Raw genomic sequence first — 25722 nt, 5'->3', positions numbered from 1 at the left:
GCGCGGCTTGGCGTCCGCACGGTGATATGGTTGGCATCAGATCACAGGACTTGAGCGTTAAAGTCAATCAAAAACGATCAAGTTCGCGCATATTGCGCTGCACAATGAAAAAATATGATTGATTGTGATTGACAATGGTCGATCGTGATGGAAGCATGAACGCCATCGGAGGAACGTATGCACGAGAAAGAAAGACACCGGATCATTCTGTCGGCGGTTCAGGAAAAACCCGTCGTCACCGTCCAGGAACTGGTCGATTTGACCGACAGTTCCGAGGCGACGATCCGGCGTGATATTGCAGCCCTCCACGTGCAGAAGAAGCTGCGCCGTGTGCGTGGCGGCGCCGAGGCGATCAACCCGCCGCAATTTGTCGGCCTTGCCGGCCGGCCGTTCAAGGTCAATGAGGGCCTGCACGCCCGCGAGAAGCAGGCGATCGCCAAGGAGGCGGTGGCGCTCTGCGAGGATGGCGAACCGATCATCATCAATGGCGGCACCACCACCTTTCAGATGGTGCATTTCCTCAGCAATCGCCGCATGCAGGTGTTCACCAATTCTTTCCCGATCGCCGAGCATCTTTTGAAGCATTCGAAGAACACAGTGATGCTGTCGGGCGGCACGATCTACCGCGAGCAGAACATCATTCTCAGCCCCTTCGACAACGACGTGACGCGCAATTTCTATGCGCGCCGCATGTTCATGGGGGCTCAAGGTCTGGGGCCGCTCGGCCTGATGGAAGCGGATCCGCTTTTGATCCAGGCGGAACAGAAACTCATCGACCAGGCGGACGAACTCGTCGTGCTGGTCGACTCGTCGAAATTTCACAAGCGCTCCAGCCTGATCCTGTGCGGATTGAAGCGGATCGCCACGGTGATCACGGATTCGGGCATCGAGGACAGGCATGCCGCGATGCTTGAAAATGCCGGGGTGCGGCTGGTCGTTGCCAGTAGCAGGGCCGGTACGGATGCGGAAAACATGTCCTCGTCTGCCTGACGCGGGTGAGGGAGGGGAAGGTGGCGGTCACGGCCGAAACGGCCGGGTCGTTGCCGAACGGAGGAATTTGCGCCGGATGCGATTTTCGCGGACCGGACAATGGGAGGAAATGAACATGAAGATCCTGAAGTCACTGATGGTCACGGCCGCCGTTTCGCTGGCGCTGATGGCCAATGCCGCGCATGCGGAAAACAAGAAGATCGCGCTCGTGGTCAAGGCGCTCGGCATCGGCTTCTTCGAAGCCGCCAACAAGGGCGCCCAGGAAGCCGCCAAGGAACTCGGCGATGTCGAGGTGATCTACACCGGCCCGACCTCGACCACCGCCGAAGGCCAGATCGAGGTGATCAACTCGCTGATCGCGCAGAAGGTCGACGCGATCGCCGTTTCGGCAAACGACACCGACGCTCTGGTTCCGGCGCTGAAGAAGGCGATGGACCGTGGCATCAAGGTCATCTCCTGGGATTCGGGTGTGGCCAAGGATGGCCGGTTGATGCACCTCAACCCGTCGTCCAACCCGCTGATCGGCAACATGATCATCAAGCTTGCCGCCGACAACCTGCCTGAAGGCGGCGACGTCGCCGTGCTTTCAGCTTCGGCGACCGCGACCAACCAGAACACCTGGATCGCCGAGATGAAGAAGGTCCAGGGCAACTACAAGGGCATCAATGTCGTCACCACCGTCTATGGCGACGACCTTGCCGACAAGTCCTATCGCGAAACGCAAGGGCTCATTCAGTCCTATCCGAACCTGAAGGCGATCATCGCCCCGACCTCGGTTGGCATCGTTGCGGCCGCCCAGGCCGTCACTGACGCCGGCAAGATCGGCCAGATCAACGTGACTGGCTTGGGCCTTCCCTCGGAAATGGCTGGCCACGTCAAGTCGGGCGCCTCCAAGTCCTTCGCGATCTGGAACCCGATCGACCTCGGCTACTCCGCAACGATGATCGCCTATGATCTGATCGGCGGTGCCGAAGCGAAACCCGGCGCGGAACTGAAGATGGGCCGCATGGGCGCGGTCAAGCTCGACGACAACAACGAAGGCGCGATGGCCGATCCGTTCGTCTACGACGCAAAGAACGTCGAGGAATTCGCCAAGATCTTCTGATCGGGCGAACGACCAAACCGGCGTTGCCCCTCATCCGCACGGTGAGGGAACCCTCATCCGCCTGCCGGCACCTTCTCCCCGCAGGCGGGGAGAAGGGACAAGCGGTAACCGTTCGCTCCTCTTCCACGTCAAGGAGGGAGGAGAGCGGCGTCCTCGTTCCCTCTCCCCGCGCGCGGGGAGAGGGTTAGGGTGAGGGGCATTTGCAGACTGCGGTGCCCTCGATGTCAGGCACATAGATCAGGCGGAACGGAACTTGCTCCAGGATACGCTCACATCGCGGATGAAGCCCGCCATTGCGCTTGAGGGGATCTCGAAATCCTTTCCCGGCGTGAAGGCGCTCTCCGACGTTTCGCTGTCGCTCTATCCGGGATCGGTGACCGCGCTGATCGGCGAAAACGGCGCCGGAAAATCGACGCTGGTGAAGATCCTGACCGGCATCTATCAGCCGGATGGCGGCACCATCCGCGTTGCGGAGCAGGAGGTCCATTTCCCGACGGCGCTCTCGGCAGCCCGCGCGGGCGTCACGGCGATCCACCAGGAAACGGTGCTCTTCGACGAGCTTTCGGTCGCCGAAAACATCTTCCTCGGCCATGCGCCGCGCAATCGCTTCGGCCTGATCGACTGGAAGAAGCTCAATGCCGATGCGCGTGCCCTGCTGGCGCGCGCCGGTGCCGATCTCGATCCGACGATCCGCCTGCGCGACCTCGGCATTGCCAAGAAACACCTCGTCGCGATCGCCCGCGCCCTTTCCGTCGATGCCCAGGTGGTCATCATGGACGAGCCGACCGCGGCGCTGTCGCACAAGGAGATCCACGAGCTCTATGCGCTGGTCGAACGGTTGAAGGCTGACGGCAAGGCGATCCTCTTCATCAGCCACAAGTTCGACGAGATCTTCCGCATTGCCGATCGCTACACCGTCTTCCGCGATGGAACGATGGTGGATGAGGGCCTGATTGCCGATGTCAGCCAGGACGAACTGGTGCGCCTCATGGTCGGCCGCGCCGTCGGTTCGGTCTACCCGAAGAAGGAAGTGGCGATCGGCGCGCCGGTGCTCACCGTTTCGGGCTACCGCCACCCGACCGAATTCGAGGACATCAATTTCGAGCTTCGCCGCGGCGAGATCCTCGGCTTCTATGGTCTCGTCGGCGCTGGCCGATCGGAATTCATGCAGTCGCTGATCGGCGTCACACGGCCTTCCGCCGGTGCGGTCCGGCTCGATGGCGAGGTGCTGGTGATCCGCAGCCCCTCCGAGGCGATCCGCAGCGGCATCGTCTACGTTCCGGAGGAACGCGGCCGCCAGGGCGCGATCATTGGATTGCCGATCTTTCAAAACGTCACCTTGCCGTCGCTGTCGCGCACCTCGCGCTCGGGCTTCCTGAAACTCGCCAACGAATTCGCGCTCGCCCGCGAGTATACCGCGCGCCTCGATCTGCGCGCTGCCTCGCTCGATCAGGACGTCGGTACGCTCTCGGGCGGCAACCAGCAGAAGGTCGTCATCGCCAAATGGCTGGCGACGAAGCCAAAGGTCATCATCCTCGACGAGCCGACCAAGGGCATCGACATCGGCTCGAAGGCTGCCGTGCACGCCTTCATGAGCGAGCTTGCGGCTCAAGGCCTCAGCGTCATCATGGTCTCATCGGAAATCCCCGAGATCATGGGCATGTCCGACCGCGTCATCGTCATGCGCGAGGGTCGGATCGCCGGGCGCTTCGAGCGTGCCGAACTGACGGCGGAAAAGCTGGTGCGCGCCGCCGCCGGTATTCAGGAGGCCGCATGATGGCGAAGTTTCTCAAGAACCGTGAGCTTCTGCTCGTTGGCGCGATTGCCGTACTGCTCGCCCTCATCACCTGGCGCTTCCCGCCTTTCGTGGCGCCCACCAATCTGGCCCGCGTCTACAACGACACCTCGATCCTGATCATTTTGGCGCTTGGCCAGATGGCGGTGATCCTGACGCGATGCATCGATCTGTCCATGGCTGCAAACCTCGCGCTCTCCGGCATGGTGGCGGCGATGCTGAACGCCGCCTATCCGGGGCTGCCGATCCCGGTCATCATTCTCTCGGCGATGGCGCTCGGCGCTATCCTCGGCATGATCAACGGAGCGCTCGTCTGGAAGCTCGACATTCCGCCGATCGTCGTGACGCTCGGCACCTTGACCATCTATCGCGGGCTGATCTTCCTCTTGACCAACGGCAGGTGGATCAATGCCCACCAGATGAGCGATGCGTTCAAGGCGCTGCCGCGTGCCGAACTTGAGGGCTTCCCGGTACTCTCCTGGCTGTCGCTGGTGATGATCGCGCTGATCTTCCTGCTCATGAGCCGCACGGCCCTCGGGCGCGCCTTCTACGCCGTCGGCGGCAATCCGCATGCGGCTATCTATACCGGCATCGATGTCGGCCGCACGCGCTTCTTTGCCTACTGCCTCTCGGGCACGTTGGCCGGACTTTCCGGCTATCTCTGGGTGTCACGTTACGCCGTCGCCTATGTCGACATCGCCCTCGGTTTCGAGCTCGATATCATCGCGGCCTGCGTCATCGGCGGCATCTCGATTGCCGGCGGTATCGGCACGGTGGCGGGCGCGGTGCTTGGAGCGCTGTTCCTCGGCGTGATCAAGAATGCGCTGCCGGTCATCAACATCTCGCCCTTCGCCCAGATGGCGATCTCGGGCATGGTCATCATCATCGCCGTTGCCGTCAACGCCCGCGCCGAGCGGCGCAAGGGTCGTGTCATCCTGAGAAAAGCGGAGGCTGTCTGATGGCCGAAACCCACCTTACCCCCCGCCACATTCCCGATCGCCTCGAGGGCCGCGGCGCGCGCCTGCTGAAAAGCTGGGAAAGCCTGCTCCTCGTCGTCGCCTGTCTGATCTTCCTGGGCAATTCGCTGGCGTCTCCCTATTTCCTGGATCCGTGGAACCTCTCGGATGCCACCTTCAACTTCACCGAAAAGGCGATGATCGCCTTCGCCATGGCGCTGGTGATCATCTCAGGCGAGATCGATCTGTCGGTCGCCTCGATCATCGCACTCGCCTCGACGGCGATGGGCTACGCCGTGCAGCTCGGTTTCGATACGCCGGCTCTGGTGGCAATTGGTCTTTCCGTTGGCTTCCTCTGCGGCGCGATCAACGGCCTGCTGATCACCGGCCTCGGGCTGCCCTCGATCGTGGTGACGATCGGCACGATGAGCCTCTTCCGAGGGCTCTCCTTCATCGTTCTCGGCGATCAGGCGTTTACTAGCTATCCAGACGGCTTTTCCTGGTTCGGCCAGGGCTATGTCTGGTGGGTGTTCTCCTTCGAGTTCACGCTTTTCGTCGTGCTCGCCGTCGTCTATGGCATCGTGCTGCACAAGACCAATTTCGGCCGCGCGGTTTATGCCATCGGCAACAACCAGACGGCGGCGTTGTTTTCGGGCATTCGCGTGCCGCGCATCAAGTTCATCCTGTTCCTCCTGACCGGCCTGATGGCAGGGCTTGCCTCGATCTGCCTGACCTCGCGCCTTGGCTCCACGCGCCCGACGATCGCGCTCGGCTGGGAGCTCGAGGTGGTGACGATGGTGGTGCTCGGCGGCGTCAACATCCTCGGCGGCTCCGGGACCATCCCCGGCGTCGTGCTCGCGGCGCTGATCATGGGTATGGTGACCTTCGGCTTCGGCCTGCTCAACGTGCCCGGTATCGTCATGTCGATCTTCATCGGTCTGCTGCTGATCTCGGTGATCGCGCTCCCCATCCTCTGGCGGCGTGCCCGCCAACGTCTCGCGCATTGAGGTTGTCATGGAAAAATATGCGTTCCGCATGCGGCTGAACCCGGGCATGACGGCCGAATACAAGGCGCGGCACGATGCGATCTGGCCGGAGCTGGTGACGCTTCTGAAGGAGGCCGGCGTCTCCGACTACTCCATTCACCTGGATGAAGAAACCAACCTGCTCTTCGGCGTGCTCTGGCGGACCGACGATCATCGCATGGCCGACCTGCCCTCCCATCCGGTCATGCAGAAATGGTGGACGCATATGGCCGATATCATGGAGACCAGGGCCGACAACGAGCCGGTGGCGGTACCGCTCAAGACCGTCTTTCATATGGACTGATCGGATGCGGGTCGTTGGCGTCATCGATATAGGCAAGACCAATGCGAAGGTCGCGGCCGTCGATCTCGAGCGGTTCGAGGAGATCGCCGTTCGCAAGACGGCGAATGTGGTACAAAGGGACGGCCCCTATCCGCATTTCGATATCGACCATCTCTGGGCCTTCCTGCTTGAGAGCCTCGCGGCGCTCAACGCCGAACACGCTTTCGAGGCAATCTCGATCACCACCCACGGCGCGACTGCGGTCGTGCTTGATGCATCAGGCGATCTGGCGCTCCCGGTGTTGGACTATGAATACGCCGGCCCCGACAGCCTTGCCGCTGAATATGATGTGGCGCGGCCCCCGTTTTCCGAGACTGGCTCTGCACGCCTGCCGATGGGCCTCAATGTCGGCGCGCAGCTCTATTGGCAGCAGAAGACCTTTCCGGATGATTTTGCCAGGGTCACCTCGATCCTCACCTATGCGCAATACTGGACCTATCGCCTGACGGGCGTGCCCTGCAACGAGTTGACCTCGCTCGGCTGCCATACGGATCTTTGGAACCCGCGAGCCGGAACGTTCTCGTCTCTGGTCGAACGCCAGGGGTGGAGGCCTCTCTTCGCACCGGTGCTGAAGGCGAGTGATATCGCTGGTGGCCTGCGGCCGGAGCTCTGTGCCGCAACCGGCATTGCCGCCGCGACCCCCGTCTATTGCGGCATTCACGATTCCAACGCATCGCTGCTCCCGCATCTATTGACGCGTGCCTCGCCTTTCTCGGTGGTCTCTACTGGAACCTGGGTCGTCATGCTGGCGGTCGGCGCCGAGCCGAAGACGCTCGACGAACATCGCGACACGCTCATCAACGTCAACGCGCTCGGCGAGCCCGTGCCCTCGGCCCGCTTCATGGGCGGCCGCGCATTCCAGCTTCTGCTGGGGGAGGGGTCGGTCCCCTCGTCGCCGGATGTGGAAGAGAGGGTCGCCAAGGCCGGCCACATGCTGCTGCCGTCCATTCCCGAGGGCTCTGGTCCCTTTCCGGCTTCGAAGGCGATCTGGACGACCGACGAACAGGCGCTTGGCCCCGCCGAGCGTTTTGCCGTCGTCTCGTTTCACCTGGCACTGATGACGGCCACCTGCCTCGATCTGATCGGCGCGCGCGGGGAGGTCGTCGTCGAGGGACCGTTTGCCGCAAACAGGGCCTATCTGCGCATGCTTGCAGCGGCAACCGGCCGGCCGGTCTTTGCCGATCCCCAGAATCTTACGGGTACGAGCCTCGGTGCCGCCTGCCTCGTCGAGGGCTCGAGGGTCAGGACCGGGGTCGAGCCGGTTGTGGGCGAGATTCCTGATAGCTTCGTCATCTATGCGCAGGCATGGCGCGAGGCGGCACTCAAGCATACAGGCAAAGAAAAGCGGCCGTAGAACATCCGCTCACGGCCGCAGGATGCTTGGCTGTGTCAGGAAGAGACGGGCTTGAGCCCGATCAAAACACGGAGCTGCGCTTTGCCGATCGGTTATGCTCAATGTTGAGCACGATCGATACTGCCATCATTGTCAGGATTGCTGTGAGTGCGGCGCCAATACCAAGAACAATCATTGTTCGTTTCCTGTAAGCGCATCGTCATGATGTCGCTTTGCCTAGATCACGATGATTTGGGTCGCAGCGACCCCAATCATAAAGGTGATCGATTTCTTATAAGTTAGAGTGGGATGCGGGAGGAAAACCGCACACACTTTTCCTCATCCCGCTCTTGCGAAGGTTTCTTCGCGCATTGAGCGCCCACTTCACTTTCGCTTCGATACGCGAGCGCAAGTCAAAGTACAATTCTAAACTCTTGTGAGTGAGAACCTGTTGAAATCCGGGGCCTTTATTACAGTTTTGTTGCAGCGCAAAAATGGCCCGCGAAAACACCCCGCGAATTTTAGTGAATCCGATTAGAGGCGAGGGACCGTTAACCTTCAAGCAAGGAATTAACCATAAACATGGTCCCACACGTCGGAATGGGATAATTCACAAGTCTCCTCAAGGCATGATGCCGCCCCGCCGTACCGGTTCCGGTCCGGTATCCATTCTTCACCGAATTTACTTGCGGGATGAACGATAGCAGACGCCGCTGGCGGGGGCTGATCTCATCGATGTGGCGTGCACGTCCGGTGGACCGTGGCTCCCCTTGAACCTCCCCAGGCAAATTCGCAAACGCGCATTACCCGGGGATCAGCGTTGAGGCAGGAAGCATCGTCAGAACAGGCAAGGAAGGGCCAGGCAGGCAGCCTGCTGGAGCGCTTGCGTTTTGCCGGGCTCGACGATGAGAGCTGCAACCGCGTCCGGGATCACAGACAGAAGCTTTCTCCCCGCATCGACCAGGCGCTTCGTGATCTTTTTCAGCGCCTCCAGACCTTTCCCGATGCAGCCCGCCATTTCGACAACGATCGCCAGATCGATCGCCTTCAGGATCTTCAGTCGTCGCACTGGAACGTGCTGACCGACGCGCGTTTCGATGGGCTCTATGCCGAGCGCGTCAAGGTGCTCGCCGATACGGCAAGCCGCATGGGTCTCGATCCGCGCTGGCAGATGGCAAGCCACGCGGTCGTGCTCGAACACCTGCTCGTCGGCCTCATCGAAGAGGCCTGGCCGAGATCTTTCCTGCCGATGGGCAAGGCGCGCCGTCGCGAGCTCTGCGACCTCGTCGCGGCGCTGGTGCGCACCGTCTTCGTCGACACCGAGATCGGCGTTTCGCTCCGTTTCAATGCCCTGCGCCAGCAGCATCAGCGGCAGCTGACCGAGCAGCGCAGCGCCGACGAACAGGAAGTCAAGGCGCTCTTCGGCGACTTTGCCGAGAGTTTGAGCCAGGGCGATCTTGGTGCGCGGCTGCCGGAAGCGGCAGCGGAAGCCTATCAGCCGATCGTTGCCAGTCTGAATGCGGCGCTGGAACAGATTCAACAGAGCCTGCAGGCATCCGACCACCACAACCGTTCCGCCGAAGCGCTAGTCGATCGCATGCGCGGAAACGCGGCTGCCTTCTCGGACAAGGCGAGTGTCGAAGCCGATGCGCTGTCCGGGCAACTTGCAGCACTTGCCGACATGGCCGGACGCATGGCGAGCGGCTCTGGCCGCATCAGCGCGACGGAGACGAAGGCCAACGAAACCCGCATCGCCGTCGAGCGCAGCGGCGAAATCGCCGGCCAGGCGATCAGCGCCATGGCCGATATCGAGGCATCGGCTGAAAAGATCGGCCAGATCATCGGCGTGATCGACGAGATCGCCTTCCAGACCAACCTTTTAGCGCTCAATGCCGGCATCGAAGCGGCGCGGGCTGGCGACAGCGGTCGCGGCTTTGCCGTTGTCGCCCAGGAAGTGCGCGCGCTCGCGCAGCGCTCCGGCGAGGCGGCCCGTGAAATCAAGCAGCTCGTCTCCGGCACCAAGGCGCAGGTCGAGACCGGCGTCGAGATCGTCGGCCGCACGCAGGACGCGATCAGCAACATCGTCGAGCAGGTCACGTCGATCAATTCGGCCGTTTCCGGCATAGCCCGCGAAGCGGAGCAACAGGTCGGAGACCTCAGGGGCGTCGCCGCCGAGATCGGCACGATCTCGCAGGGCGTGCAGGCAAGTGCTGCCCTGGCGGGAGAAACCGCGCGTTCGTCGGACGATCTCCACACCGTCATCGTCGAGCTTGGCGAAACCATCCGTCGGTTTCGTCTGGAGCGGCGTCATCCCGTTTCGTCAGCCGTCGGTCGCGAACCGAGCCGGCCGGCCTTGGGCGTGATTGCCGAAGAGCCGGGACTGCCGCTGTTCGACGATGGGCCGCAACGGCAGCTCGCCGGATGGCAGCGCTAATTTCAAGAGCAGTACAGAGTTAGCAGTCGAGGAAGACAGGAATGGCCAGCAAGAAGACCGCTCAGAAGACGCTCAGCCTCGCTCCGGTGCTGGACCTGAATGAGGCGACGGCGTTGCACGAGAAGCTGCTCGCTCTGAAAGGCAGCGACATCGTGATCGACGCTTCGGCGGTCGAGCGGGTGGGCACGCTTTGTGTCCAGGTGCTGATGGCCGGCGCCAAGACCTGGGAAGAGGATCATTTGTCTTTCACCTTCAGCAAGGTGTCGGACGCTTTCGAGAAAACGACACAGCTCATCGGGGTCGAGATCGATCATCTGGTGGCAAAGGAGATTTGAGAAATGAAGAAGCGAGTTCTGACGGTCGACGACTCCCGGACGATCCGAAACATGCTGCTGGTCACGCTGAACAATGCCGGGTTCGAGACGATCCAGGCCGAGGACGGCGTCGAGGGACTTGAGGTTCTGGAAGAAGCCAACCCGGATGTGATCGTCACCGATATCAACATGCCGCGTCTCGACGGTTTCGGTTTCATCGAAGGTGTGCGCAAGAACGATCGCTACCGCGCCATTCCGATCCTGGTGCTGACCACCGAAAGCGATGCGGAAAAGAAGAACCGCGCGCGCCAGGCGGGGGCAACGGGCTGGATCGTCAAGCCGTTCGACCCGACCAAACTCATCGATGCAATTGAGCGCGTAACGGCCTGAAGTCCGGGGATAGCCTCCAATGGATATGAACGAAATCAAAGAGATCTTCTTCCAGGAGTGCGAGGAACAACTCGCCGAACTGGAATCGGGTCTGCTGAAGCTCAATGACGGCGACCGCGATCCGGAAACGGTCAATGCGGTGTTCCGCGCGGTGCACTCGATCAAGGGCGGCGCCGGCGCCTTTGGGCTCGACGACCTCGTCTCCTTCGCGCATGTGTTCGAGACGACCCTTGATTGCGTTCGTTCCAACCGGCTCGATCCCGGTCCGGAGGTTCTGAAGGTCATGCTGAAGTCGGCCGATGTGCTCGCCGACCTCACCAATGCCGCTCGTGACGGCGGCAGCGTCGACGAGGCGCGCAGCCGTCAGCTGATCAAGGAGCTCGAAGCGCTTGCCAACGGCGAAGTGCCGCAGGCGTCCGCAGCGCCGGTCGAAGTGGTTGCCAAGCCCGTTGCCGCCGCGGCCCCGCCGCCGGTCAACGACGAAGGCTTCCAGCCGGTCGCTTTCTCCTTCGACGACTTCGACGCTGCCGAAGAACCACCGCTGATGGAAATGCCCGTCTATGAGATCGTCTTCAAGCCGAAGTCCGATCTCTATGCCAAGGGTAACGAGGCAACGCTGCTTCTGCGCGACCTCTCCCGCCTTGGCGAAATGAGCATCCATTGCGACATGGGCGCACTGCCGACGCTCGAGCGGTTGAGCCCGGAGAGCGCCTATTTCTCCTGGAAGATCCAGCTTGCGACCGACAAGGGCGAGGACGCGATCCGCACCGTCTTCGAATTCGCCGAGTGGGATTGCGACCTGGAGATTTCCCTGGTCGAAGACGAGGCAGCGCAGTCGGGCGAAGAACTGCCGATGCAGCCGGTGCCTTTCGATCTTTCGATCCTTGATGATGAGCCGGCGGTTTCGGTCGGTGTCGTCGAGGAGGAAGAACAGCTCGCGTCCCGACAGCAGGACATCCGCAACGCCGCCGTTTCGGCCGCAGGCACCGCCAGCAACGTGCTGCAGATGGCGCAGTCCGCCGCCCGCGCCCCGGCCGAGAAGGCAGCACCCGCCGCCAGTGCTGCGGCCCAGAGCGCTGCCGCCCAGCAGGCCGCCGCATCGGCCGGCACGCCGACCATCCGCGTCGATCTCGACCGCGTTGATCGCCTGATCAACCTCGTCGGCGAACTGGTCATCAACCAGGCGATGCTCTCGCAGAGCGTCGTCGAGAACGACGCCAACGGCACGTCCTCGATCAACATGGGTCTCGAAGAGCTGCAGCAGCTCACCCGCGAGATCCAGGACTCGGTGATGGCGATCCGCGCGCAGCCGGTGAAGCCGGTGTTCCAGCGCATGTCGCGCATCGTCCGCGAAATCGCCGACATGACCGGCAAGTCGGTGCGCCTCATCACCGAGGGCGAGAACACCGAGGTCGACAAGACGGTCATCGACAAGCTCGCCGAGCCGCTGACCCACATGATCCGCAACGCCGTCGACCACGGCCTCGAAACGCCGGAGAAGCGACTTGCCGCCGGCAAAAGCGCCGAAGGCACCGTGCGCCTGACGGCCAAGCATCGCTCCGGCCGTATCGTCATCGAGCTTGCCGACGACGGCGCCGGCATCAACCGCGAGAAGGTGCGCCAGAAGGCGATCGACAACGACCTGATCGCGGCCGACGCAAATCTCTCGGACGAAGAGATCGACAACCTGATCTTCCACGCCGGCTTCTCGACGGCGGACAAGATCTCCGACATTTCCGGCCGCGGCGTCGGCATGGACGTGGTCAAACGCTCGATCCAGGCGCTCGGTGGCCGCATCAACATCTCCTCGAAGCCGGGCCACGGTTCGGTCTTCACCATGAGCTTGCCGCTGACGCTCGCCGTGCTCGACGGCATGGTCGTCACCGTCGCTAACCAGACGCTGGTGGTACCGCTGACGGCAATCGTCGAAACCCTGCAGCCGGAAGCTTCGGCGATCCATTCCTTCGGTTCCAACCAGCGGCTGATCTCGATCCGCAACTCCTTCTGCCCGCTGGTCGATGTCGGTCGCATTCTCAACTTCCGCGCCAGCCAGGCAAACCCGGTCGAAGGTGTCGCGCTTCTGGTGGAATCCGAAGGCGGGGGCCAGCGCGCACTGATGGTCGACGCGATCCAGGGCCAGCGCCAGGTCGTCATCAAGAGCCTCGAGGCCAACTACACCCACGTGCCGGGCATCGCTGCGGCGACCATTCTCGGCGACGGTCGCGTGGCGCTCATTCTCGACGTCGACACGATCGTGGCCGCTTCGCGTGGCCAGTCGCTGAAGCCTGAAATGTCTCTCGCCGCTGCTGGATGAATGTGATGACCTATGTCGCAAAAAGTCTGACCACGGACGGGCGAGAGCTGATCGCTTTCCGCGTCGGCGATCAGGAGTTCTGCGTGAACGTGATGTCCGTGCGCGAGATCCGCGGATGGACACCGGCGACGGCAATGCCGCATGCGCCGTCCTACATGCTCGGCATCATCAATCTGCGCGGTGCGGTGCTGCCGATCATCGATCTTTCGGCCCGGCTCGGCATGAAGCCGGCCGAACCGACCGTGCGTCACGTCATCATCGTTGCGCAGGTCAAAAGCCAGGCCGTCGGTCTCCTGGTCGATGCCGTCTCCGACATCCTGACCATCACCAATGACAAGATCCAGCCGACACCCGACGTCGTCTCGTCGGAGTTCGAGAAGAGCTTCGCCCGCGGTGTGCTGGCGATCGAGGGCCGGATGATCTGCCTCATAGAGCTGGAAGCAATCTTCCCGCAGGAAGAAAGGGAAGCGGCATGAGGAACCAGGTCGCATTCGAACAGAAGCTGTCACCGGACGAGTGCCTGGCCAGCGGCGAGTATCCATTGACCCGCCGCGATCTCACCGAGATCGCCGCGATGATCTATGCCGATGCCGGCATCTATCTCAACGAAAGCAAGGCATCGCTCGTCTATTCGCGTCTGTCGAAGCACATCCGCAATCTCGGGCTCAAGGGCTTCCGGGATTATTGCCAGCTGGTCGCTTCGCCCGCCGGCGCCGCCGCGCGCCGCGACATGCTTTCGCACCTGACCACCAACTTCACGCGGTTCTTCCGCGAGAACCACCATTTCGAGCACCTGAAGACCGATGTTCTGCCGGAACTGATCGCGCGCGCCAAGGCCGGCGGCCGGGTGCGTATCTGGTCGGCGGCCTGCTCGGACGGGCAGGAGCCCTATTCGATCGCGCTGACGGTTCTGTCGCTGCTGCCGAACGCGGCCGACTATGACTTCCGCATCCTTGCGACCGACATCGATCCGAAGATCCTCGCGCTTGCCCGCGCCGGCGCCTACGACGCAACTGCGCTCGAAACCGTCAACCCGGCGATGCGCAAGCAGTGGTTCTCCGAGGTCAATGCCGGCGGCCGCTTCAAATGGCAGGTCGACGATCGGGTCAAGCGCCTGATCACCTTCAACGAGCTGAACCTGATGGCGCAATGGCCGTTCAAGGGTCCCTTCGACGTCATTTTCTGCCGCAACGTCGTCATCTATTTCGACGAACCGACGCAGATGAAGATCTGGTCGCGCTTCGCCGGCATGCTGAACACCGACGGTCATCTTTATATAGGCCATTCCGAGCGCGTGTCGGGTGACGCCAAGTCGCACTTCGACAACATCGGCATCACCACCTACCGCCATACCGGCAAGTTTCATGGAGGACGGGCATGACCGCTCCCGCTCGTGTTCTCGTCGTCGACGACTCCGCCACCATGCGTGGCCTGATCACCGCTGTCCTGAACGCCGACCCTGATGTGACCGTCGTTGGCCAGGCGGCCGACGCCATGGAAGCGCGCCAGGCGATCAAGCAGCTCGACCCCGATGTCGTCACGCTCGACATCGAAATGCCGAACATGAACGGCCTCGAATTCCTCGACAAGATCATGCGGCTGCGGCCGATGCCGGTCATCATGGTCTCGACGCTGACACACAAGGGCGCGGAGGCAACGATCGCCGCGCTCGAAATCGGAGCCTTCGATTGCGTCGGCAAGCCGCACCCGGGCGATCCGCATCCCTTCGCCGGCCTGGTCGACAAGGTGAAGGCGGCAGCGCGCTCGCAGCGCAAGTTCATCATCACCGGCAACAAGATCGCGGCCTCTCCCGCTGCCGCCAACGCGAACACGGCTTCGGAATACCGGGCGGGTCGCAAGATCATCGCCATCGGTGCGTCGACCGGCGGCGTTGAAGCGCTGATCACGGTGTTGCAGAAGTTCCCGGCCAATTGCCCGCCGACCGTTATCACGCAGCACATGCCGCACACCTTCACCAAGAGCTTTGCCGAGCGGTTGAACCGCCTGTGCGCGCCGACGGTGCAGGAGGCGACGGATGGTGCACGGCTCGAAATCGGCAAGGTTTACCTGGCACCCGGTGGCGAGCGTCATCTGCAGGTCGCGAACGCGACGGCACCCTGCTGCCGCCTGGTCGATCGCGAACCGGTCAACGGACATCGGCCGTCGGTAGATGTGCTGTTTGATTCCGTTGCTGAACTCGCCGGCCGCAATGCGATCGGCGTCATTCTGACCGGCATGGGGCGCGATGGCGCCTCCGGTCTCCTGAAAATGCGGCATGCCGGGGCAAAGACCTTCGGACAAAACGAAAAGACATGTGTCGTCTACGGCATGCCGAGAGTCGCCTATGAATTGGGCGCCGTTGAAACCCAGCTCCCCCTAGGTTCCATCGGGGAGGAGGTCCTGAAAGCAGCGGCGCTCCGCAAGGAAGGAAGCGAATAATGTCCATCGCCGAAAAAATCAAAGTTCTGATCGTTGACGATCAGGTGACGAGCCGCCTGCTGCTGGGTGATGCCCTGCAGCAGCTCGGTTTCAAGCAGATCACCGCCGCCGGTGACGGGGAGCAGGGCATGAAGATCATGGCCCAGAACCCGCACCATCTGGTGATCTCCGACTTCAACATGCCGAAGATGGACGGCCTTGGCCTCCTGCAGGCGGTGCGCGCCAACCCGGCGACCAAGAAGGCGGCCTTCATCATCCTGACGGCCCAGGGCGATCGTGCCCTCGTCCAGAAGGCGGCGGCCCTCGGTGCCAACAACGTGCTCGCCAAGCCCTTCACCATCGAAAAGATGAAGGCGGCGATCGAAGCCGTGTTCGGGGCGCTCAAATGAACATGGAAGCCGCCGGCAAGCGCGTGCATGTCATCCAGGGCGAGTACAAGGTCTTCAACGATCCCAATGTCGTGCTGTCGACCATTCTCGGCTCCTGCGTGGCGGCATGCATGCGCGATCCCGTAGTCGGCGTCGGCGGCATGAACCATTTCCTGCTGCCCGGTTCCGCGACGTCGCCTGCTTCCGGCGGCGACGCGACCCGCTACGGGGTCCATCTCATGGAACTCCTGATCAACGGACTGCTGAAGCAGGGCGCGCGCAGAGATCGTCTTGAAGCCAAGATCTTTGGCGGGGCCAAGACGATCGCGCGTTTCTCCAATGTCGGCGAACAGAATGCCGCTTTCGCACGGCAGTTCCTGCTCGACGAAGGCATCCGCATCGTCGGCGAAAGCACCGGCGGCGAGCACGGCCGCAAGCTCGAATATTGGCCGTCCAGCGGCCGGGCCCGGCAATATGCCCTGACCGGCGTCGAGACGCAGCGCACCGTACAGATGGAGCAGCGTCCGGTCATCGCGCCGAAGCCGGCCGAAAGCTCGATCGAATTCTTCTGATCCTGCGAGGCAGGCGCCTCGCAGGCCGCAAATACGACCTTCTACCGAAGCCCCGAGCCACGTGAGACATACCAATGCAGACCGACTACCAGGGCCACATGCCGCACGTGGAAGAAGCACTGCCCGAAGTGCTGATGCGCATCGTCACCGAACTGCATGACGTCGCCTATCTGATCGAACGGATCGAACCGCAGCTGGCCGGTGACGAGGGGGCCGATGCGCTCGCCAATCCGGACAAGATGATGCTGCTGCAGGGCATCGACCTCGCCGTGCAGAAGACGCGTGGCCTCGCGGAGTTCATCGACACCATAACGGCGTCGATCCCCGACGACTGGCTCGTCGACGTGACCACCGCCGTCAGTCTCGTCAAGCTTGCCGATATGAAGAAGGCACTTGGCAATGGCATGTTGCGCCACGGCCACTCCCAGCCGCTGACCAAGGCAGCGGGTGATTTCGAGGCGTTCTGACGCTCGTCGGAAGTCTGTGCGACGCACGAATCTTGGAATAGCGCTGCAAAAACAGCGGCTTGCGGCGCGCAGACCAGCGCTCCGCGCATGCCGCTTACCCGGATATCCGCCTTCACGGGCTCTTGCCAGTCAGTGGATAACTCTGCCGATGCGTCCATTCGATCGGCGATCCGAGCCGATCAAGCCAATTTCGCGCAAGTTTCGTTTCCTACGGTCCCGATCGGGGCTGGTAGATTCGCGCGCATTGGAAGTCGATACAAAGCATGTCGATACCCAGCAAACCCGAATGTTGGAACTGCGCAGGGCGCTCGGCCGATGACCGGCTTGAAAGCTCTGCGATACTGGGTGCGGAAACAGAATGAGTCTGTTGGATCAACTTTCGACGGTCACGAAGAACCTGAGCAATCTCGGGCAGGGCAAGCTGATCGCGCTGGCGGCCGCCGGCATGGTCGCGGTCGGCCTGGTGCTCGGGGCGGGCATTTACGTCAACAGACCCTCGTTCGAAACGCTCTATGTCGGGCTCGAACGCAGCGATGTCACCCAGATCAGCATCGCGCTGGCTGAGGCCAATATCGATTTCAATGTCGGCTCTGATGGCGCCAGCCTCCAGGTTCCCGTCGGCATGACGAGCAAGGCCCGCCTGCTGCTCGCCGAACGTGGCCTGCCGAGCAGTGCCAATGCCGGCTACGAACTCTTCGACAATGTCGGTTCGCTCGGCCTCACCTCCTTCATGCAGGAAGTGACGCGGGTGCGTGCCCTCGAAGGCGAAATCGGTCGCACCATCCAGCAGATCTCGGGCATCGCCGCCGCCCGCGTCCACATCGTGATGCCGGAGCGCGGCAGCTTCCGCAAGGCCGACCAGAACCCCACAGCCTCGGTCATGATCCGCGCCAGCGCCACCGTTGGCCGCAGCGCCGCCGCCTCGATCCGCCATCTTGTCGCCTCTTCCGTACCGGGGCTCGACGTCGATGACGTGACCGTGCTTGATTCGACCGGACAGTTGCTCGCCTCCGGCGACGATCCGGCCAACAGCGCTCTCAACCAGTCGCTCGGCGTCGTCCAGAACGTGCAGACCGAGCTCGAGAAGAAGATCGACAATGCGCTGGCGCCCTTCCTCGGAATGGACAATTTCCGTTCGAGTGTCACCGCGCGGCTGAACACCGATACGCAGCAGATCCAGGAAACGGTCTTCGATCCGGAATCGCGGGTTGAGCGCTCCACGCGCGTGACCAAGGAAGAGCAGAAGTCCAGCCAGCAGCAGCCGGACAATGCCGCGACCGTCCAGCAGAACATTCCTCAGGCTGCCCCGAGCGGCGGCGCCGGCCCGAAGTCGAGCGACGAGGCCGAGAAGAAGGAAGAACAGACCAACTACGAGATCAACAGCAAGACGATTGCTACCGTCAAGAACAGCTACACGGTCGAACGCCTCTCCATTGCGGTCGTCGTCAACCGTGGCCGACTGGCCGCGATGGTCGGCGAGCCGGCCGACCAGGCGAAGATCGACGCCTATCTGCAGGACATGCAGAAGATCGTCGCCTCCGCTGCCGGCCTCGATACGAACCGCGGCGACGTCGTGACCCTGACCGCCATGGACTTCGTCGAAACGCAATTGCTCGACCAGGCCGTCGCCGGTCCCGGCGTGATGGAAACCCTGACCCGCAATCTCGGCGGCATCATCAATGCCCTTGCCTTTATCGTGGTAGCCGCTCTGGTCGTCTGGGGCATGCGGCCGCTCGCCCGCCAGCTCGGGTTCGGCAGCACTGCCGGCCAGCTGGAAGGCGAAGCCGCCGGTCTCGAGCTGCCCGACTTCTCTCCGGCCAATGCCGGTGCCGGCGGGGCGCTCATGGAAGGCTTCGGGTCGGACTTCGGCTTCGACAGCACCGACGACCTGCTCAACATGGGCGAAGACGGAGGCTTCAACCGCCGCGTCAAGGAAGGCCCGGAAAGGCGCCTGGCCCGGATGGTCGAGATCAGCGAAGAACGCGCGGCGAAAATCCTGCGCAAATGGGCCCTCGACAAGGCCGCCTGATACCGCCGCAGCCCTACCGCAACCAAACAGATCCCGCCCGTGTGGCGGGATTTGTGTTCGTGGCGTCGCTACCGCACGTCAGGCGGCGTCGTTCATGTCCGGGCCAAATATTGTGAGAGTCCGGGCGCGTCCGCCGCCACTGCCGCAAATTTGCTTCAAGTTTCGAAGTGAGGCCGCTGAGTCCTTTGGGAGCCGAGAATGGTAATATTTTAACGATATCTTAATTTATAGATTCGTCGCGCGCGCATGGCGTGCATTCGGTGCGGTCATCTACTATACCGGATTCCAGTTATACATAGTCAAACTGAAATATAACTTCGAATGAACTCAGATTTATTCTGAAAGTTTCACAATTTATATATCGGTAAAATGAGAAGAACGCGAAATCTCCTGATGCATTTCAGCCACAGCTGTGAAAACAAAGTATAACTTCTTCAGGTTCTAATTTTCGAATATCGGCAATAAACACCCGTTTTCTGGGCAAAACCACGTCATTAGCGCTGTCCAGGATCGCGGCTGACGCGCGGGAACGGCGGATTTTCAAGTAGAAATGCGTTGTCTATCAATGTGTTGTGCCTTGGCAAAGGCGATGAACGTCATTGGGCAGAACAGGCGGGGCCTGTCTGGGCCGAATCGGTCCATGCACAGGATGTGAAGTAAATAGCCAGAACAGGGCTGTGGTATTTTTCTCGTGGCGATGTACATTTTTAACAGTTGATTCGCGTCCTGATCTGCGACTGGTGGTAATATTCGGCTTCGGCCGGCTGTTGGCGGCGACAGTGCAAGTGCAGTTCCGGGATGTGAATCCGGCACGGGGGCTGAACTCATGGACATTTCGCAAACAGACATTGCTGTCTGGCCTTTGCCGACGGCACCAACACGTGCACGCGGCGGCGGTTTCTCGCGCGAGCAACTTTTGCGAAGGCTGGGGGAAGTCGCCGGTCGGGGCGGTCTTGGCAGCGGTCTCTCGGCGCTGACCGAATATGTCGGCGCGAGCCACTATCTTCTGGCGCGCTATGACATCTCGCAGGACAACGGGCTCGATTTCGTGGTCTGTTCCGACTGGCCCTTCGATGTGGTGCGGCGCCTCTCCGGCGTCGTCACGTCGCTCCACGCCAAGACGACTGAGCTTGAAAAATGCCTGGCGGTGCTGCAGCCGTGCTTCTACGCGCTGCCCGATGACATCGACCTGCCGCGCGGTATCAGCCGCGAATATTGTGCGGTCACCTTCAACGTCGGACGGCTGCGCTTCTCGCTGATGCTGCTCATGCCGGAAGACGTGATCCTGTCGCAGGAGAGCCTGCGGGACGTCACGCTGCTTGCAGGTTACCTCGCAAGCTTCACGACGCGCGCCGAAGTCCGGCACGATCGAGATTTCGAGCTGACGGAGCGCGAGCTCGAATGCCTCTTCTGGATTGCCGAGGGCAAAACCAGCGAAGAGATCGCGGTGATCCTCGGAATTTCGCGCAACACCATCAACAACTACATCACCAGCGTCATGCGCAAGACCGCGACCAGGACGCGATCGGAAGCGATAGCTTACGCGGTGCGCAACAATCTTGTGTGAGGAACGGGCGAGATGACGCATTTTCTTGGTGGTGGGCGGATCGACGACGACCACAAGCTCGCCAGACAGGGCAACCGCGCTGCACGCGCAGCGACCCTGGTCACGCGTCTTCAAGCCATGCAGCGGCAGATCAATGCCAAGCATTTCGCCGTGCTGCGCCTCAGCGGTAAAGGCACGGCCCGAAAGCTGACCTGCGTCCTCGACAACTGGGGCGTTGCGGCCGAAGCGAACGCGCGTGATCTCATCACGGCCTATGGCGAGGAACTGGTTGCCCATCTCGATCAATCCCTGCTGCCGGTGCTTTGGAACGGGGCAGGGGAGCATCAGGCAGCGGAAGTCTCGGAACTCGCGCCCTTTGCGTATCGGTTGAAAGTGCGCAAGCTTGCCTATTCGGGCATAGCCTTTCCTGTCAGGCTCGGCGCCCAGGGCAACGGCTACGTCATCTTCGCCGGCAGCTATATCGATGCCTCGACCGAACAGGTGGTGGATCTGCATGGTCGCAGCTGCATGATCATGACCGACCTGCTGGCCGCCGATGAAAAGCGCATGGCGCCGGCCGAAACCTTGAGTGACCGCGAGATCGCCTGCCTGCAGATGGCGGGCGACGGCCATATCAGCGAAGAGATTGCCGAGCGCATGGGCCTCTCCGTCCATACGGTCAACGCCTATCTGGGCGCGGCGACGACCAAGCTCGATTCGGTCAACCGCATCCAGGCGATCGCCAAGGCGATCCGCCTTGGCTACATCAGCTAAGCGCGTTCAGCGCTGGCGCCATCCGCAGAATACAGGCGCGCGCAGGTTCTTTTAGCTTGCGAGCGGCAGTTCGTAGGATTTGATGAACTTTGCGTCCGCCAGGCTCCGCGCCAGGAAGGCCGTGTTCTCGTCCGGATCGGCCGACGGGTTCTGGAAGCTGATATGGCTGATCTCGATGCCGGCCGTCTCGTTGCCGAGGGATAGGCGGACATAGATGGTGACGCCACGGGGCTTGAGCTCCAGGTCGAGGACGATTTCCGGCTCGCAATCCCAATCGAGATTGTAGTTGCCGCCGAGACCGAAGTTGACCGTGCCGGGCAGAAAGTAAAGTTCTGCCGCCGATTCGACGAGATCGGCGAGGCTGGCGTAGGATTCGAACCGCAAGAGCGCGATGAAATCAGCGGCGTCGATGAGCCGCAATTCGGTTGCCACAGGGCGGATTGCTTCAGCTACGATCTGTTCCCGCTTCTCGGAGAATTCGCACTTTTTCATCGGAGTTATGTCATCCGTTTTGGTTGCGACGCATGCACCCTGTGAATGAGCTCGGCAACAGCCTTGTAAAACACGGGTGGAATCACACTATCGACCGAGACTTGTGCAAACATGGAGCGTGCAAGTGGCGGATCCTCGAAGACGGGTACGCCATTTTTCTCTGCAATTTCACGAATTTTCAGCGCAACCAGGTCCTGGCCCATCGCCACGACGATGGGCGCGTCGCTTTCCTCACGGACATAACGCAATGCGACCGCGTAGTGGGTCGGGTTGGCGATCACCAGTGTGGCACGCGGCACGGACGAGATCATCCGCTTGCGCGCCCGGTCACGCTGCATCGAACGCAGGCGCGATTTGACGATCGGGTCGCCCTGGGCCTGCTTCATTTCCTCCTTCACCTCCTGCTTGGTCATCATCAGTTCGGTGTACCAATGGTGCCGTGACCAGAAGAGGTCGGCGATCGCCAGAACCGCGGTCGCAAACAGGATGACGATCATGATCTCGTTGAGATCGTTCGCCATCGTCGAAAACATCGTGATCGGGTCGGAGAACATCAGGTCGAGCGTCGCGAAGTAGTTGTTCCACAGCACCAGCACGACGACGACGGAGACGATGATGATCTTGAACAGCGACTTGCCGAACTCGACCAGTCCCTGCACGCCGAAGATGCGCTTGAGCCCGCCCATCGGTGAAATACGGTTCAGCTTCGGCTGGACGCGGTCCAGAACCGGCCGCGGCAGGTTCTGGAAGATCGAGGAGCCGACACCGAAGAGGATGAGCAGCACGAAGGCCGGAACGAGCAGCGCGGTCGACTTCCATGCGAGATGGGTGATGAGCGCCACCACGTCGGTCGAATTTTCCAGCCGCCAGGCTTCCGGCTGTTCGAAGATGTCCTTGAGGGCCTCGGCCATGGTGCCGACGCCGTCGGCAAGGAAGAAGACGAAAAAGATGTAGATCGCGAGCGTCGAAGCGAACATTGTCGCCTCGCGGGAGAAGGGCACATTGCCCTTCTCGGCAGCGTCGGAGATCTTCTTCTCTGACGGGGCCTCTGTTTTGCTGTCTTTATCCTGATCATCAGACATGAAGCAGGAAGGCTCCGGTTACATCCAGGCAGCGTTGATCGCGTTTTCCTTCAGCGCCGCGCGCCCGGTCAGGAGCGCAAGGGTCGCTGCAACACGTCGAGCTGCCGCGCACTCCTCAAATCGAGGCCGATCCAAGGAAATGCAGTAGTGAACCCGGAAGGCAGGGCAGGCAAGCGTTGAGCCCCGGCATTCGCCAGGGCTCAACAGGAAATACAGTGGTGAGGAAGGGGCGCGACGGCCGTCCGCTCGACGGGCCCATGCGGCGCGCCTACCTGATCAGGCCGCTTGCGCGTCCTTGTCCTTGAGCTCGAGCTGGCCGTTGGCCGCCAGGCGAATGGCTTCCTGGGTGATCGAGCGCCGTGCGATCGCGATGTCGCGCGGGTTGATGCCGGCATCGCCCATGGCGAGATCGGATTCGATCATGCGGCGCTGGCGTGCGCCGATCGAGGCCAGTACCGATTCGCGCAGTTCTCCCGTCGATCCGCGCAGCGCCATCGTGATGATGTCCGTCGACACGTCGTTGAAGAGCTGTACGCGGCTGCGCTGCGGCATGTAGAGCACGTCGTCGAAGAGGAAGATCTTCGGGCGAACCTTGTTGGCAGAAGCGGTGCTGAGCGATTCGAGCGACGCGAGCAGGGTGTCCACCTGCGGCTTGTCGAGTTCGTTCATGACCTCGGCGATCTTGGCCGGGCCGGCCGAATTGCGTTCCGCTTCCATCTCGCCGATCATTTCCATGACGCGCTTCTCGATGATCGCGGCGGCTTTCGCGTTGACGTCCTTCATGTTGACGGCGCGCTTCAGGATGTCCGGCCGCTGCTCTTCGGAAAGCTGCAGCAGCACCTTGGCGCCGAAACCCGAAGGCATCATCGACAAAACATAGGCGATCGTCTGCGGATGTTCCTTGGCAAGCTGTACCGATACGGCGACCGGGTCGCATTCCTGCAGGCGATCCCAGATGCTGGCCTCGTAGGACTGGAATGTGGCGCGGCGGCCGAGCAGCCCATCGACCTCGTCCGGGGTCAGGCCCTCTTCGAGGATGCTTTCAATCGCCTTGGCATTGTCCATCAGCCCGGCGCCCTCGGTGAAGAGGTCTTCAAACTCGTTGACGAGCGCTTCCAGTTCGTGCGGCGGGATGGCGCGCAACGACTGCGCCGCGGCGATGATCGATTGCAATTCGCTCTGGGTGAAGAACTTCAAGAGCTTGCTTGCGACGCCCTTGCCCATAGCAAGCAGAACGGCCGCCGCCTTGTCCGTCTGGCTCAGCGGCCTTGATAGCGCTTGAGCCTCGAAACTTTCGAAATCCATCATGGATTCATCCTTCGCCCGATCATCGGGTTTTATGACTTCTTGCTGCCCTTGATCTCGATGAGTTTGACGCCGAATCGGGTGTCGTCGCCTTCGAGAACGGTAATTTCGCCGCGGCCGATCACCCGGCCGTTGACCATGATCTCGACCGGCTCGCCGATCCGGCGATCGAGCGCAATCGTTGCACCTTCGCTCAGGTTCATGAGACCGGACACCTGCATGCGGCTAGTGCCGAGCACGATCTGGACGTCGATCGGGATATCCATGATCAGGTCGATATTGGCCGTCATGCCGCTGCCGGGCGGCGTGTCGATCGCAGCTTCAGTGCTGTCGAAGGACGTCGCGCCGAAATCCGTGCCACCGAAATCGCTCGAAGCGGAACTGCCGCCGAGATCGGCGCCGAAGTCGTTGGAGCCGAAATCGCCGCCGAACGCGTCGAGGCCGCCGGCCGGTGCGCCGAACTCGCTACCGAAATCTGTTGCCGCGCCAGCGGGTTCGCTGCCGAAATCCGAGCCGAAGGCTGCCGGCGCATCCGAATCCTGCTTGAGGACACCGCGCAGGTCGTTGATCGCCTGGTCGAGTTCCATGTCTCCGACAGCGGCTTCTGCCTGTTCGTTGATGGGTGCTTTCTTGGGTGCCATGTGAGAACTATTCCAGTTGAAGCTTGCCTCAGGCATGCTGCGAGCGCGCGGCAGGCCGATTTAACTCATGATGTGGCGAAGGATGTCCTGCTCGGAGCCGTGGGTATCCTTGACCCGAACGGTGTATTTCGATCCCGATCGCCCGAATTCGCAGACATAAAGGTCGCGACCGTTGGCGTTGACATCGACGCGAACGTCGTGGGCGTCGTGGAAGGGAATGACGTCACCCGCCTGAAGCCGGCTGATCGTTTCGAGCGTCAGGCTTTCGAGCCGGATGCGCGCCTCGATCGTGACGGCAGAGCGGCGAACCTGCTCTTCGAGCTGCTCGGTCCATTCGGCCTTCGCCTTGCGCTGCTGGCCGCTGCCCTTCGGGAAGACGATAGCGGTCTTCAAGAGCACGCTCTGCGGGACGATGACGGAGAACGTGGACATGACCGGGCCGAAGCCGATCGTCATGTCGATGGCGCCCGCATGAATGTCCTCGAACATGGGATCGGGCTTGGGGCGCGATGCGCTGTTGAGCGGACGTTCGACGATCGCTTCGAAACTGCCCGGCGCGTTGACGGCGGTGCGCAACACGTCGGCGATCTTTTCGAAAAGCGGAACGGCGACGTCGATCTCGATCTGGGAGAGCGCACGCGGTTGCGGTTCTTCGATCCCGGCCGGCTCCGCGCCGAGCAGTGCCTCGACGAGGGTGATGATGATCGGGCTGTCGCAGCCGATCTGGAAATCCGCGCACCAGTTGCGCAAGGACACGTCACTGATCACCACGCCGGTACCAAGGCCGGCGATCAGTTCCTGCCGGAGACCCGTCCGGAAACCGGCATAGCCGATCGTGACGTCAAGACCCGTTTCCGCCCGGCAGATGTCAGGCAGGAATTCGCCGAAGACCTGGCCGAGTTCGAGCGCCAGCCGGCCGATCACCCGGTCGTCGCCGAGCGCGCCGGTCATGCGCGCCAGGAGTTTCCGGTCGAATGCGTGAACGTTGGATGTTGCGGAATTCATGGG

25 protein-coding genes are annotated in these 25722 nt (G+C 61.8%); 20 read left to right on the top strand and 5 right to left on the bottom strand.

The annotated features are described in order from the left end of the window. The first annotated feature begins 177 nt into the window (after nucleotides 1-177). The 20 genes from V7S54_RS02815 (at nucleotide 178) to visR (ending at nucleotide 21194) form a co-directional block, all read left to right on the top strand. The gene (locus tag V7S54_RS02815; RefSeq protein ID WP_065372381.1) at nucleotides 178-990 is read left to right on the top strand and encodes a DeoR/GlpR family DNA-binding transcription regulator; all 813 of its coding nucleotides are present in this window, start codon (nucleotides 178-180) and stop codon (nucleotides 988-990) included. Between the two features lie 115 nt (nucleotides 991-1105). Then, the gene (rhaS, locus tag V7S54_RS02810; protein WP_057248265.1) at nucleotides 1106-2095 is read left to right on the top strand and encodes a rhamnose ABC transporter substrate-binding protein; all 990 of its coding nucleotides are present in this window, start codon (nucleotides 1106-1108) and stop codon (nucleotides 2093-2095) included. A 280-nt stretch (nucleotides 2096-2375) separates the two neighbouring features. Continuing rightward, entirely contained in the window at nucleotides 2376-3872 is a 1497-nt protein-coding gene (locus tag V7S54_RS02805; RefSeq protein ID WP_065372382.1) for a sugar ABC transporter ATP-binding protein, read from the top strand. Continuing rightward, complete coding sequence (locus V7S54_RS02800) at nucleotides 3869-4849, top strand: ABC transporter permease (protein ID WP_065372383.1); 981 nt, start codon at nucleotides 3869-3871, stop codon at nucleotides 4847-4849. Before V7S54_RS02805 ends, V7S54_RS02800 begins: the two co-directional genes overlap by 4 nt. Then, nucleotides 4849-5853, top strand: a complete 1005-nt coding sequence (locus V7S54_RS02795; protein ID WP_065372384.1) for an ABC transporter permease — start codon at nucleotides 4849-4851, stop codon at nucleotides 5851-5853. Before V7S54_RS02800 ends, V7S54_RS02795 begins: the two co-directional genes overlap by 1 nt. Before the next feature lie 7 nt (nucleotides 5854-5860). Further along, the gene (gene rhaM, locus V7S54_RS02790; RefSeq protein WP_065372385.1) at nucleotides 5861-6175 is read left to right on the top strand and encodes an L-rhamnose mutarotase; all 315 of its coding nucleotides are present in this window, start codon (nucleotides 5861-5863) and stop codon (nucleotides 6173-6175) included. Between the two features lie 4 nt (nucleotides 6176-6179). Beyond that, nucleotides 6180-7568 (top strand): FGGY-family carbohydrate kinase, encoded by a 1389-nt coding sequence (locus tag V7S54_RS02785; protein ID WP_065372386.1) that lies wholly within the window; start codon nucleotides 6180-6182, stop codon nucleotides 7566-7568. A gap of 799 nt (nucleotides 7569-8367) precedes the next feature. Continuing rightward, complete coding sequence (locus V7S54_RS02780; protein WP_065372387.1) at nucleotides 8368-9981, top strand: globin-coupled sensor protein; 1614 nt, start codon at nucleotides 8368-8370, stop codon at nucleotides 9979-9981. Nucleotides 9982-10022: 41 nt separating this feature from the next. Then, entirely contained in the window at nucleotides 10023-10316 is a 294-nt protein-coding gene (locus V7S54_RS02775; protein WP_065372388.1) for an STAS domain-containing protein, read from the top strand. Nucleotides 10317-10319: 3 nt separating this feature from the next. Then, nucleotides 10320-10685 carry a response regulator gene (locus V7S54_RS02770; protein WP_025425897.1) on the top strand — a complete coding sequence of 122 codons (366 nt, stop codon included), beginning with the start codon at nucleotides 10320-10322 and terminating at the stop codon, nucleotides 10683-10685. A 19-nt stretch (nucleotides 10686-10704) separates the two neighbouring features. Further along, complete coding sequence (locus V7S54_RS02765) at nucleotides 10705-12999, top strand: chemotaxis protein CheA (RefSeq protein WP_065372389.1); 2295 nt, start codon at nucleotides 10705-10707, stop codon at nucleotides 12997-12999. A gap of 5 nt (nucleotides 13000-13004) precedes the next feature. After that, on the top strand, nucleotides 13005-13475 hold the full coding sequence (locus V7S54_RS02760) for a chemotaxis protein CheW (RefSeq protein ID WP_058328716.1): 471 nt from the start codon (nucleotides 13005-13007) through the stop codon (nucleotides 13473-13475). Next, complete coding sequence (cheR, locus tag V7S54_RS02755) at nucleotides 13472-14380, top strand: protein-glutamate O-methyltransferase CheR (RefSeq protein ID WP_065372390.1); 909 nt, start codon at nucleotides 13472-13474, stop codon at nucleotides 14378-14380. Before V7S54_RS02760 ends, cheR begins: the two co-directional genes overlap by 4 nt. Next, the gene (locus V7S54_RS02750) at nucleotides 14377-15438 is read left to right on the top strand and encodes a protein-glutamate methylesterase/protein-glutamine glutaminase (RefSeq protein ID WP_065372391.1); all 1062 of its coding nucleotides are present in this window, start codon (nucleotides 14377-14379) and stop codon (nucleotides 15436-15438) included. Before cheR ends, V7S54_RS02750 begins: the two co-directional genes overlap by 4 nt. Next, entirely contained in the window at nucleotides 15438-15827 is a 390-nt protein-coding gene (locus tag V7S54_RS02745; RefSeq protein WP_026618232.1) for a response regulator, read from the top strand. The genes V7S54_RS02750 and V7S54_RS02745 overlap by 1 nt, the downstream gene beginning before the upstream one ends. Continuing rightward, nucleotides 15824-16378, top strand: a complete 555-nt coding sequence (gene cheD, locus V7S54_RS02740) for a chemoreceptor glutamine deamidase CheD (protein ID WP_065372392.1) — start codon at nucleotides 15824-15826, stop codon at nucleotides 16376-16378. The genes V7S54_RS02745 and cheD overlap by 4 nt, the downstream gene beginning before the upstream one ends. 74 nt (nucleotides 16379-16452) lie before the next feature. Continuing rightward, a complete protein-coding gene (gene cheT, locus V7S54_RS02735) occupies nucleotides 16453-16845 on the top strand; it encodes a chemotaxis protein CheT (protein ID WP_065372393.1) in 393 nt (130 codons plus the stop codon). Between the two features lie 358 nt (nucleotides 16846-17203). After that, on the top strand, nucleotides 17204-18874 hold the full coding sequence (fliF, locus tag V7S54_RS02730; RefSeq protein WP_065372394.1) for a flagellar basal-body MS-ring/collar protein FliF: 1671 nt from the start codon (nucleotides 17204-17206) through the stop codon (nucleotides 18872-18874). A gap of 826 nt (nucleotides 18875-19700) precedes the next feature. Beyond that, the gene (visN, locus tag V7S54_RS02725) at nucleotides 19701-20441 is read left to right on the top strand and encodes a transcriptional regulator VisN (protein WP_065372395.1); all 741 of its coding nucleotides are present in this window, start codon (nucleotides 19701-19703) and stop codon (nucleotides 20439-20441) included. A 12-nt stretch (nucleotides 20442-20453) separates the two neighbouring features. Continuing rightward, a complete protein-coding gene (gene visR, locus V7S54_RS02720; RefSeq protein WP_065372396.1) occupies nucleotides 20454-21194 on the top strand; it encodes a transcriptional regulator VisR in 741 nt (246 codons plus the stop codon). Between the two features lie 51 nt (nucleotides 21195-21245). Here the strand turns inward: visR and V7S54_RS02715 are convergent, their stop codons facing one another. From V7S54_RS02715 to V7S54_RS02695, 5 genes are all read right to left on the bottom strand, one after another. Then, entirely contained in the window at nucleotides 21246-21686 is a 441-nt protein-coding gene (locus V7S54_RS02715; RefSeq protein WP_065372397.1) for a hypothetical protein, read from the bottom strand. A gap of 5 nt (nucleotides 21687-21691) precedes the next feature. Further along, nucleotides 21692-22768 carry a flagellar biosynthesis protein FlhB gene (flhB, locus tag V7S54_RS02710; protein ID WP_065372398.1) on the bottom strand — a complete coding sequence of 359 codons (1077 nt, stop codon included), beginning with the start codon at nucleotides 22766-22768 and terminating at the stop codon, nucleotides 21692-21694. A gap of 276 nt (nucleotides 22769-23044) precedes the next feature. After that, nucleotides 23045-24076: a flagellar motor switch protein FliG gene (gene fliG, locus V7S54_RS02705; protein ID WP_065372399.1), complete on the bottom strand. Its 1032-nt coding sequence runs from the start codon at nucleotides 24074-24076 to the stop codon at nucleotides 23045-23047. Between the two features lie 29 nt (nucleotides 24077-24105). Next, nucleotides 24106-24714, bottom strand: coding sequence for a flagellar motor switch protein FliN (gene fliN / locus V7S54_RS02700; protein ID WP_065372400.1), 609 nt, complete (start codon nucleotides 24712-24714; stop codon nucleotides 24106-24108). Between the two features lie 60 nt (nucleotides 24715-24774). Further along, nucleotides 24775-25719 carry a FliM/FliN family flagellar motor switch protein gene (locus tag V7S54_RS02695; protein ID WP_065372459.1) on the bottom strand — a complete coding sequence of 315 codons (945 nt, stop codon included), beginning with the start codon at nucleotides 25717-25719 and terminating at the stop codon, nucleotides 24775-24777. Nucleotides 25720-25722 lie beyond the last annotated feature (3 nt).

Source organism: Ensifer sp. CCNWLY38, from assembly GCF_037120565.1.
Taxonomy (GTDB): Bacteria; Pseudomonadota; Alphaproteobacteria; order Rhizobiales; family Rhizobiaceae; genus Ensifer; species Ensifer adhaerens_H.
This window is presented reverse-complemented; position numbering and strand designations above follow the sequence as displayed.

Coding starts and splice junctions, on each gene's coding strand:
- V7S54_RS02815 (WP_065372381.1), top strand. CDS start 178: ATGCACGAGAAAGAAAGACACCGGATCATTCTGTCGGCGGTTCAGGAA.
- rhaS (WP_057248265.1), top strand. CDS start 1,106: ATGAAGATCCTGAAGTCACTGATGGTCACGGCCGCCGTTTCGCTGGCG.
- V7S54_RS02805 (WP_065372382.1), top strand. CDS start 2,376: ATGAAGCCCGCCATTGCGCTTGAGGGGATCTCGAAATCCTTTCCCGGC.
- V7S54_RS02800 (WP_065372383.1), top strand. CDS start 3,869: ATGATGGCGAAGTTTCTCAAGAACCGTGAGCTTCTGCTCGTTGGCGCG.
- V7S54_RS02795 (WP_065372384.1), top strand. CDS start 4,849: ATGGCCGAAACCCACCTTACCCCCCGCCACATTCCCGATCGCCTCGAG.
- rhaM (WP_065372385.1), top strand. CDS start 5,861: ATGGAAAAATATGCGTTCCGCATGCGGCTGAACCCGGGCATGACGGCC.
- V7S54_RS02785 (WP_065372386.1), top strand. CDS start 6,180: ATGCGGGTCGTTGGCGTCATCGATATAGGCAAGACCAATGCGAAGGTC.
- V7S54_RS02775 (WP_065372388.1), top strand. CDS start 10,023: ATGGCCAGCAAGAAGACCGCTCAGAAGACGCTCAGCCTCGCTCCGGTG.
- V7S54_RS02770 (WP_025425897.1), top strand. CDS start 10,320: ATGAAGAAGCGAGTTCTGACGGTCGACGACTCCCGGACGATCCGAAAC.
- V7S54_RS02765 (WP_065372389.1), top strand. CDS start 10,705: ATGGATATGAACGAAATCAAAGAGATCTTCTTCCAGGAGTGCGAGGAA.
- V7S54_RS02760 (WP_058328716.1), top strand. CDS start 13,005: ATGACCTATGTCGCAAAAAGTCTGACCACGGACGGGCGAGAGCTGATC.
- cheR (WP_065372390.1), top strand. CDS start 13,472: ATGAGGAACCAGGTCGCATTCGAACAGAAGCTGTCACCGGACGAGTGC.
- V7S54_RS02750 (WP_065372391.1), top strand. CDS start 14,377: ATGACCGCTCCCGCTCGTGTTCTCGTCGTCGACGACTCCGCCACCATG.
- V7S54_RS02745 (WP_026618232.1), top strand. CDS start 15,438: ATGTCCATCGCCGAAAAAATCAAAGTTCTGATCGTTGACGATCAGGTG.
- cheD (WP_065372392.1), top strand. CDS start 15,824: ATGAACATGGAAGCCGCCGGCAAGCGCGTGCATGTCATCCAGGGCGAG.
- cheT (WP_065372393.1), top strand. CDS start 16,453: ATGCAGACCGACTACCAGGGCCACATGCCGCACGTGGAAGAAGCACTG.
- fliF (WP_065372394.1), top strand. CDS start 17,204: ATGAGTCTGTTGGATCAACTTTCGACGGTCACGAAGAACCTGAGCAAT.
- visN (WP_065372395.1), top strand. CDS start 19,701: ATGGACATTTCGCAAACAGACATTGCTGTCTGGCCTTTGCCGACGGCA.
- visR (WP_065372396.1), top strand. CDS start 20,454: ATGACGCATTTTCTTGGTGGTGGGCGGATCGACGACGACCACAAGCTC.
- V7S54_RS02715 (WP_065372397.1), bottom strand. CDS start 21,686: ATGAAAAAGTGCGAATTCTCCGAGAAGCGGGAACAGATCGTAGCTGAA.
- flhB (WP_065372398.1), bottom strand. CDS start 22,768: ATGTCTGATGATCAGGATAAAGACAGCAAAACAGAGGCCCCGTCAGAG.
- fliG (WP_065372399.1), bottom strand. CDS start 24,076: ATGATGGATTTCGAAAGTTTCGAGGCTCAAGCGCTATCAAGGCCGCTG.
- fliN (WP_065372400.1), bottom strand. CDS start 24,714: ATGGCACCCAAGAAAGCACCCATCAACGAACAGGCAGAAGCCGCTGTC.
- V7S54_RS02695 (WP_065372459.1), bottom strand. CDS start 25,719: ATGAATTCCGCAACATCCAACGTTCACGCATTCGACCGGAAACTCCTG.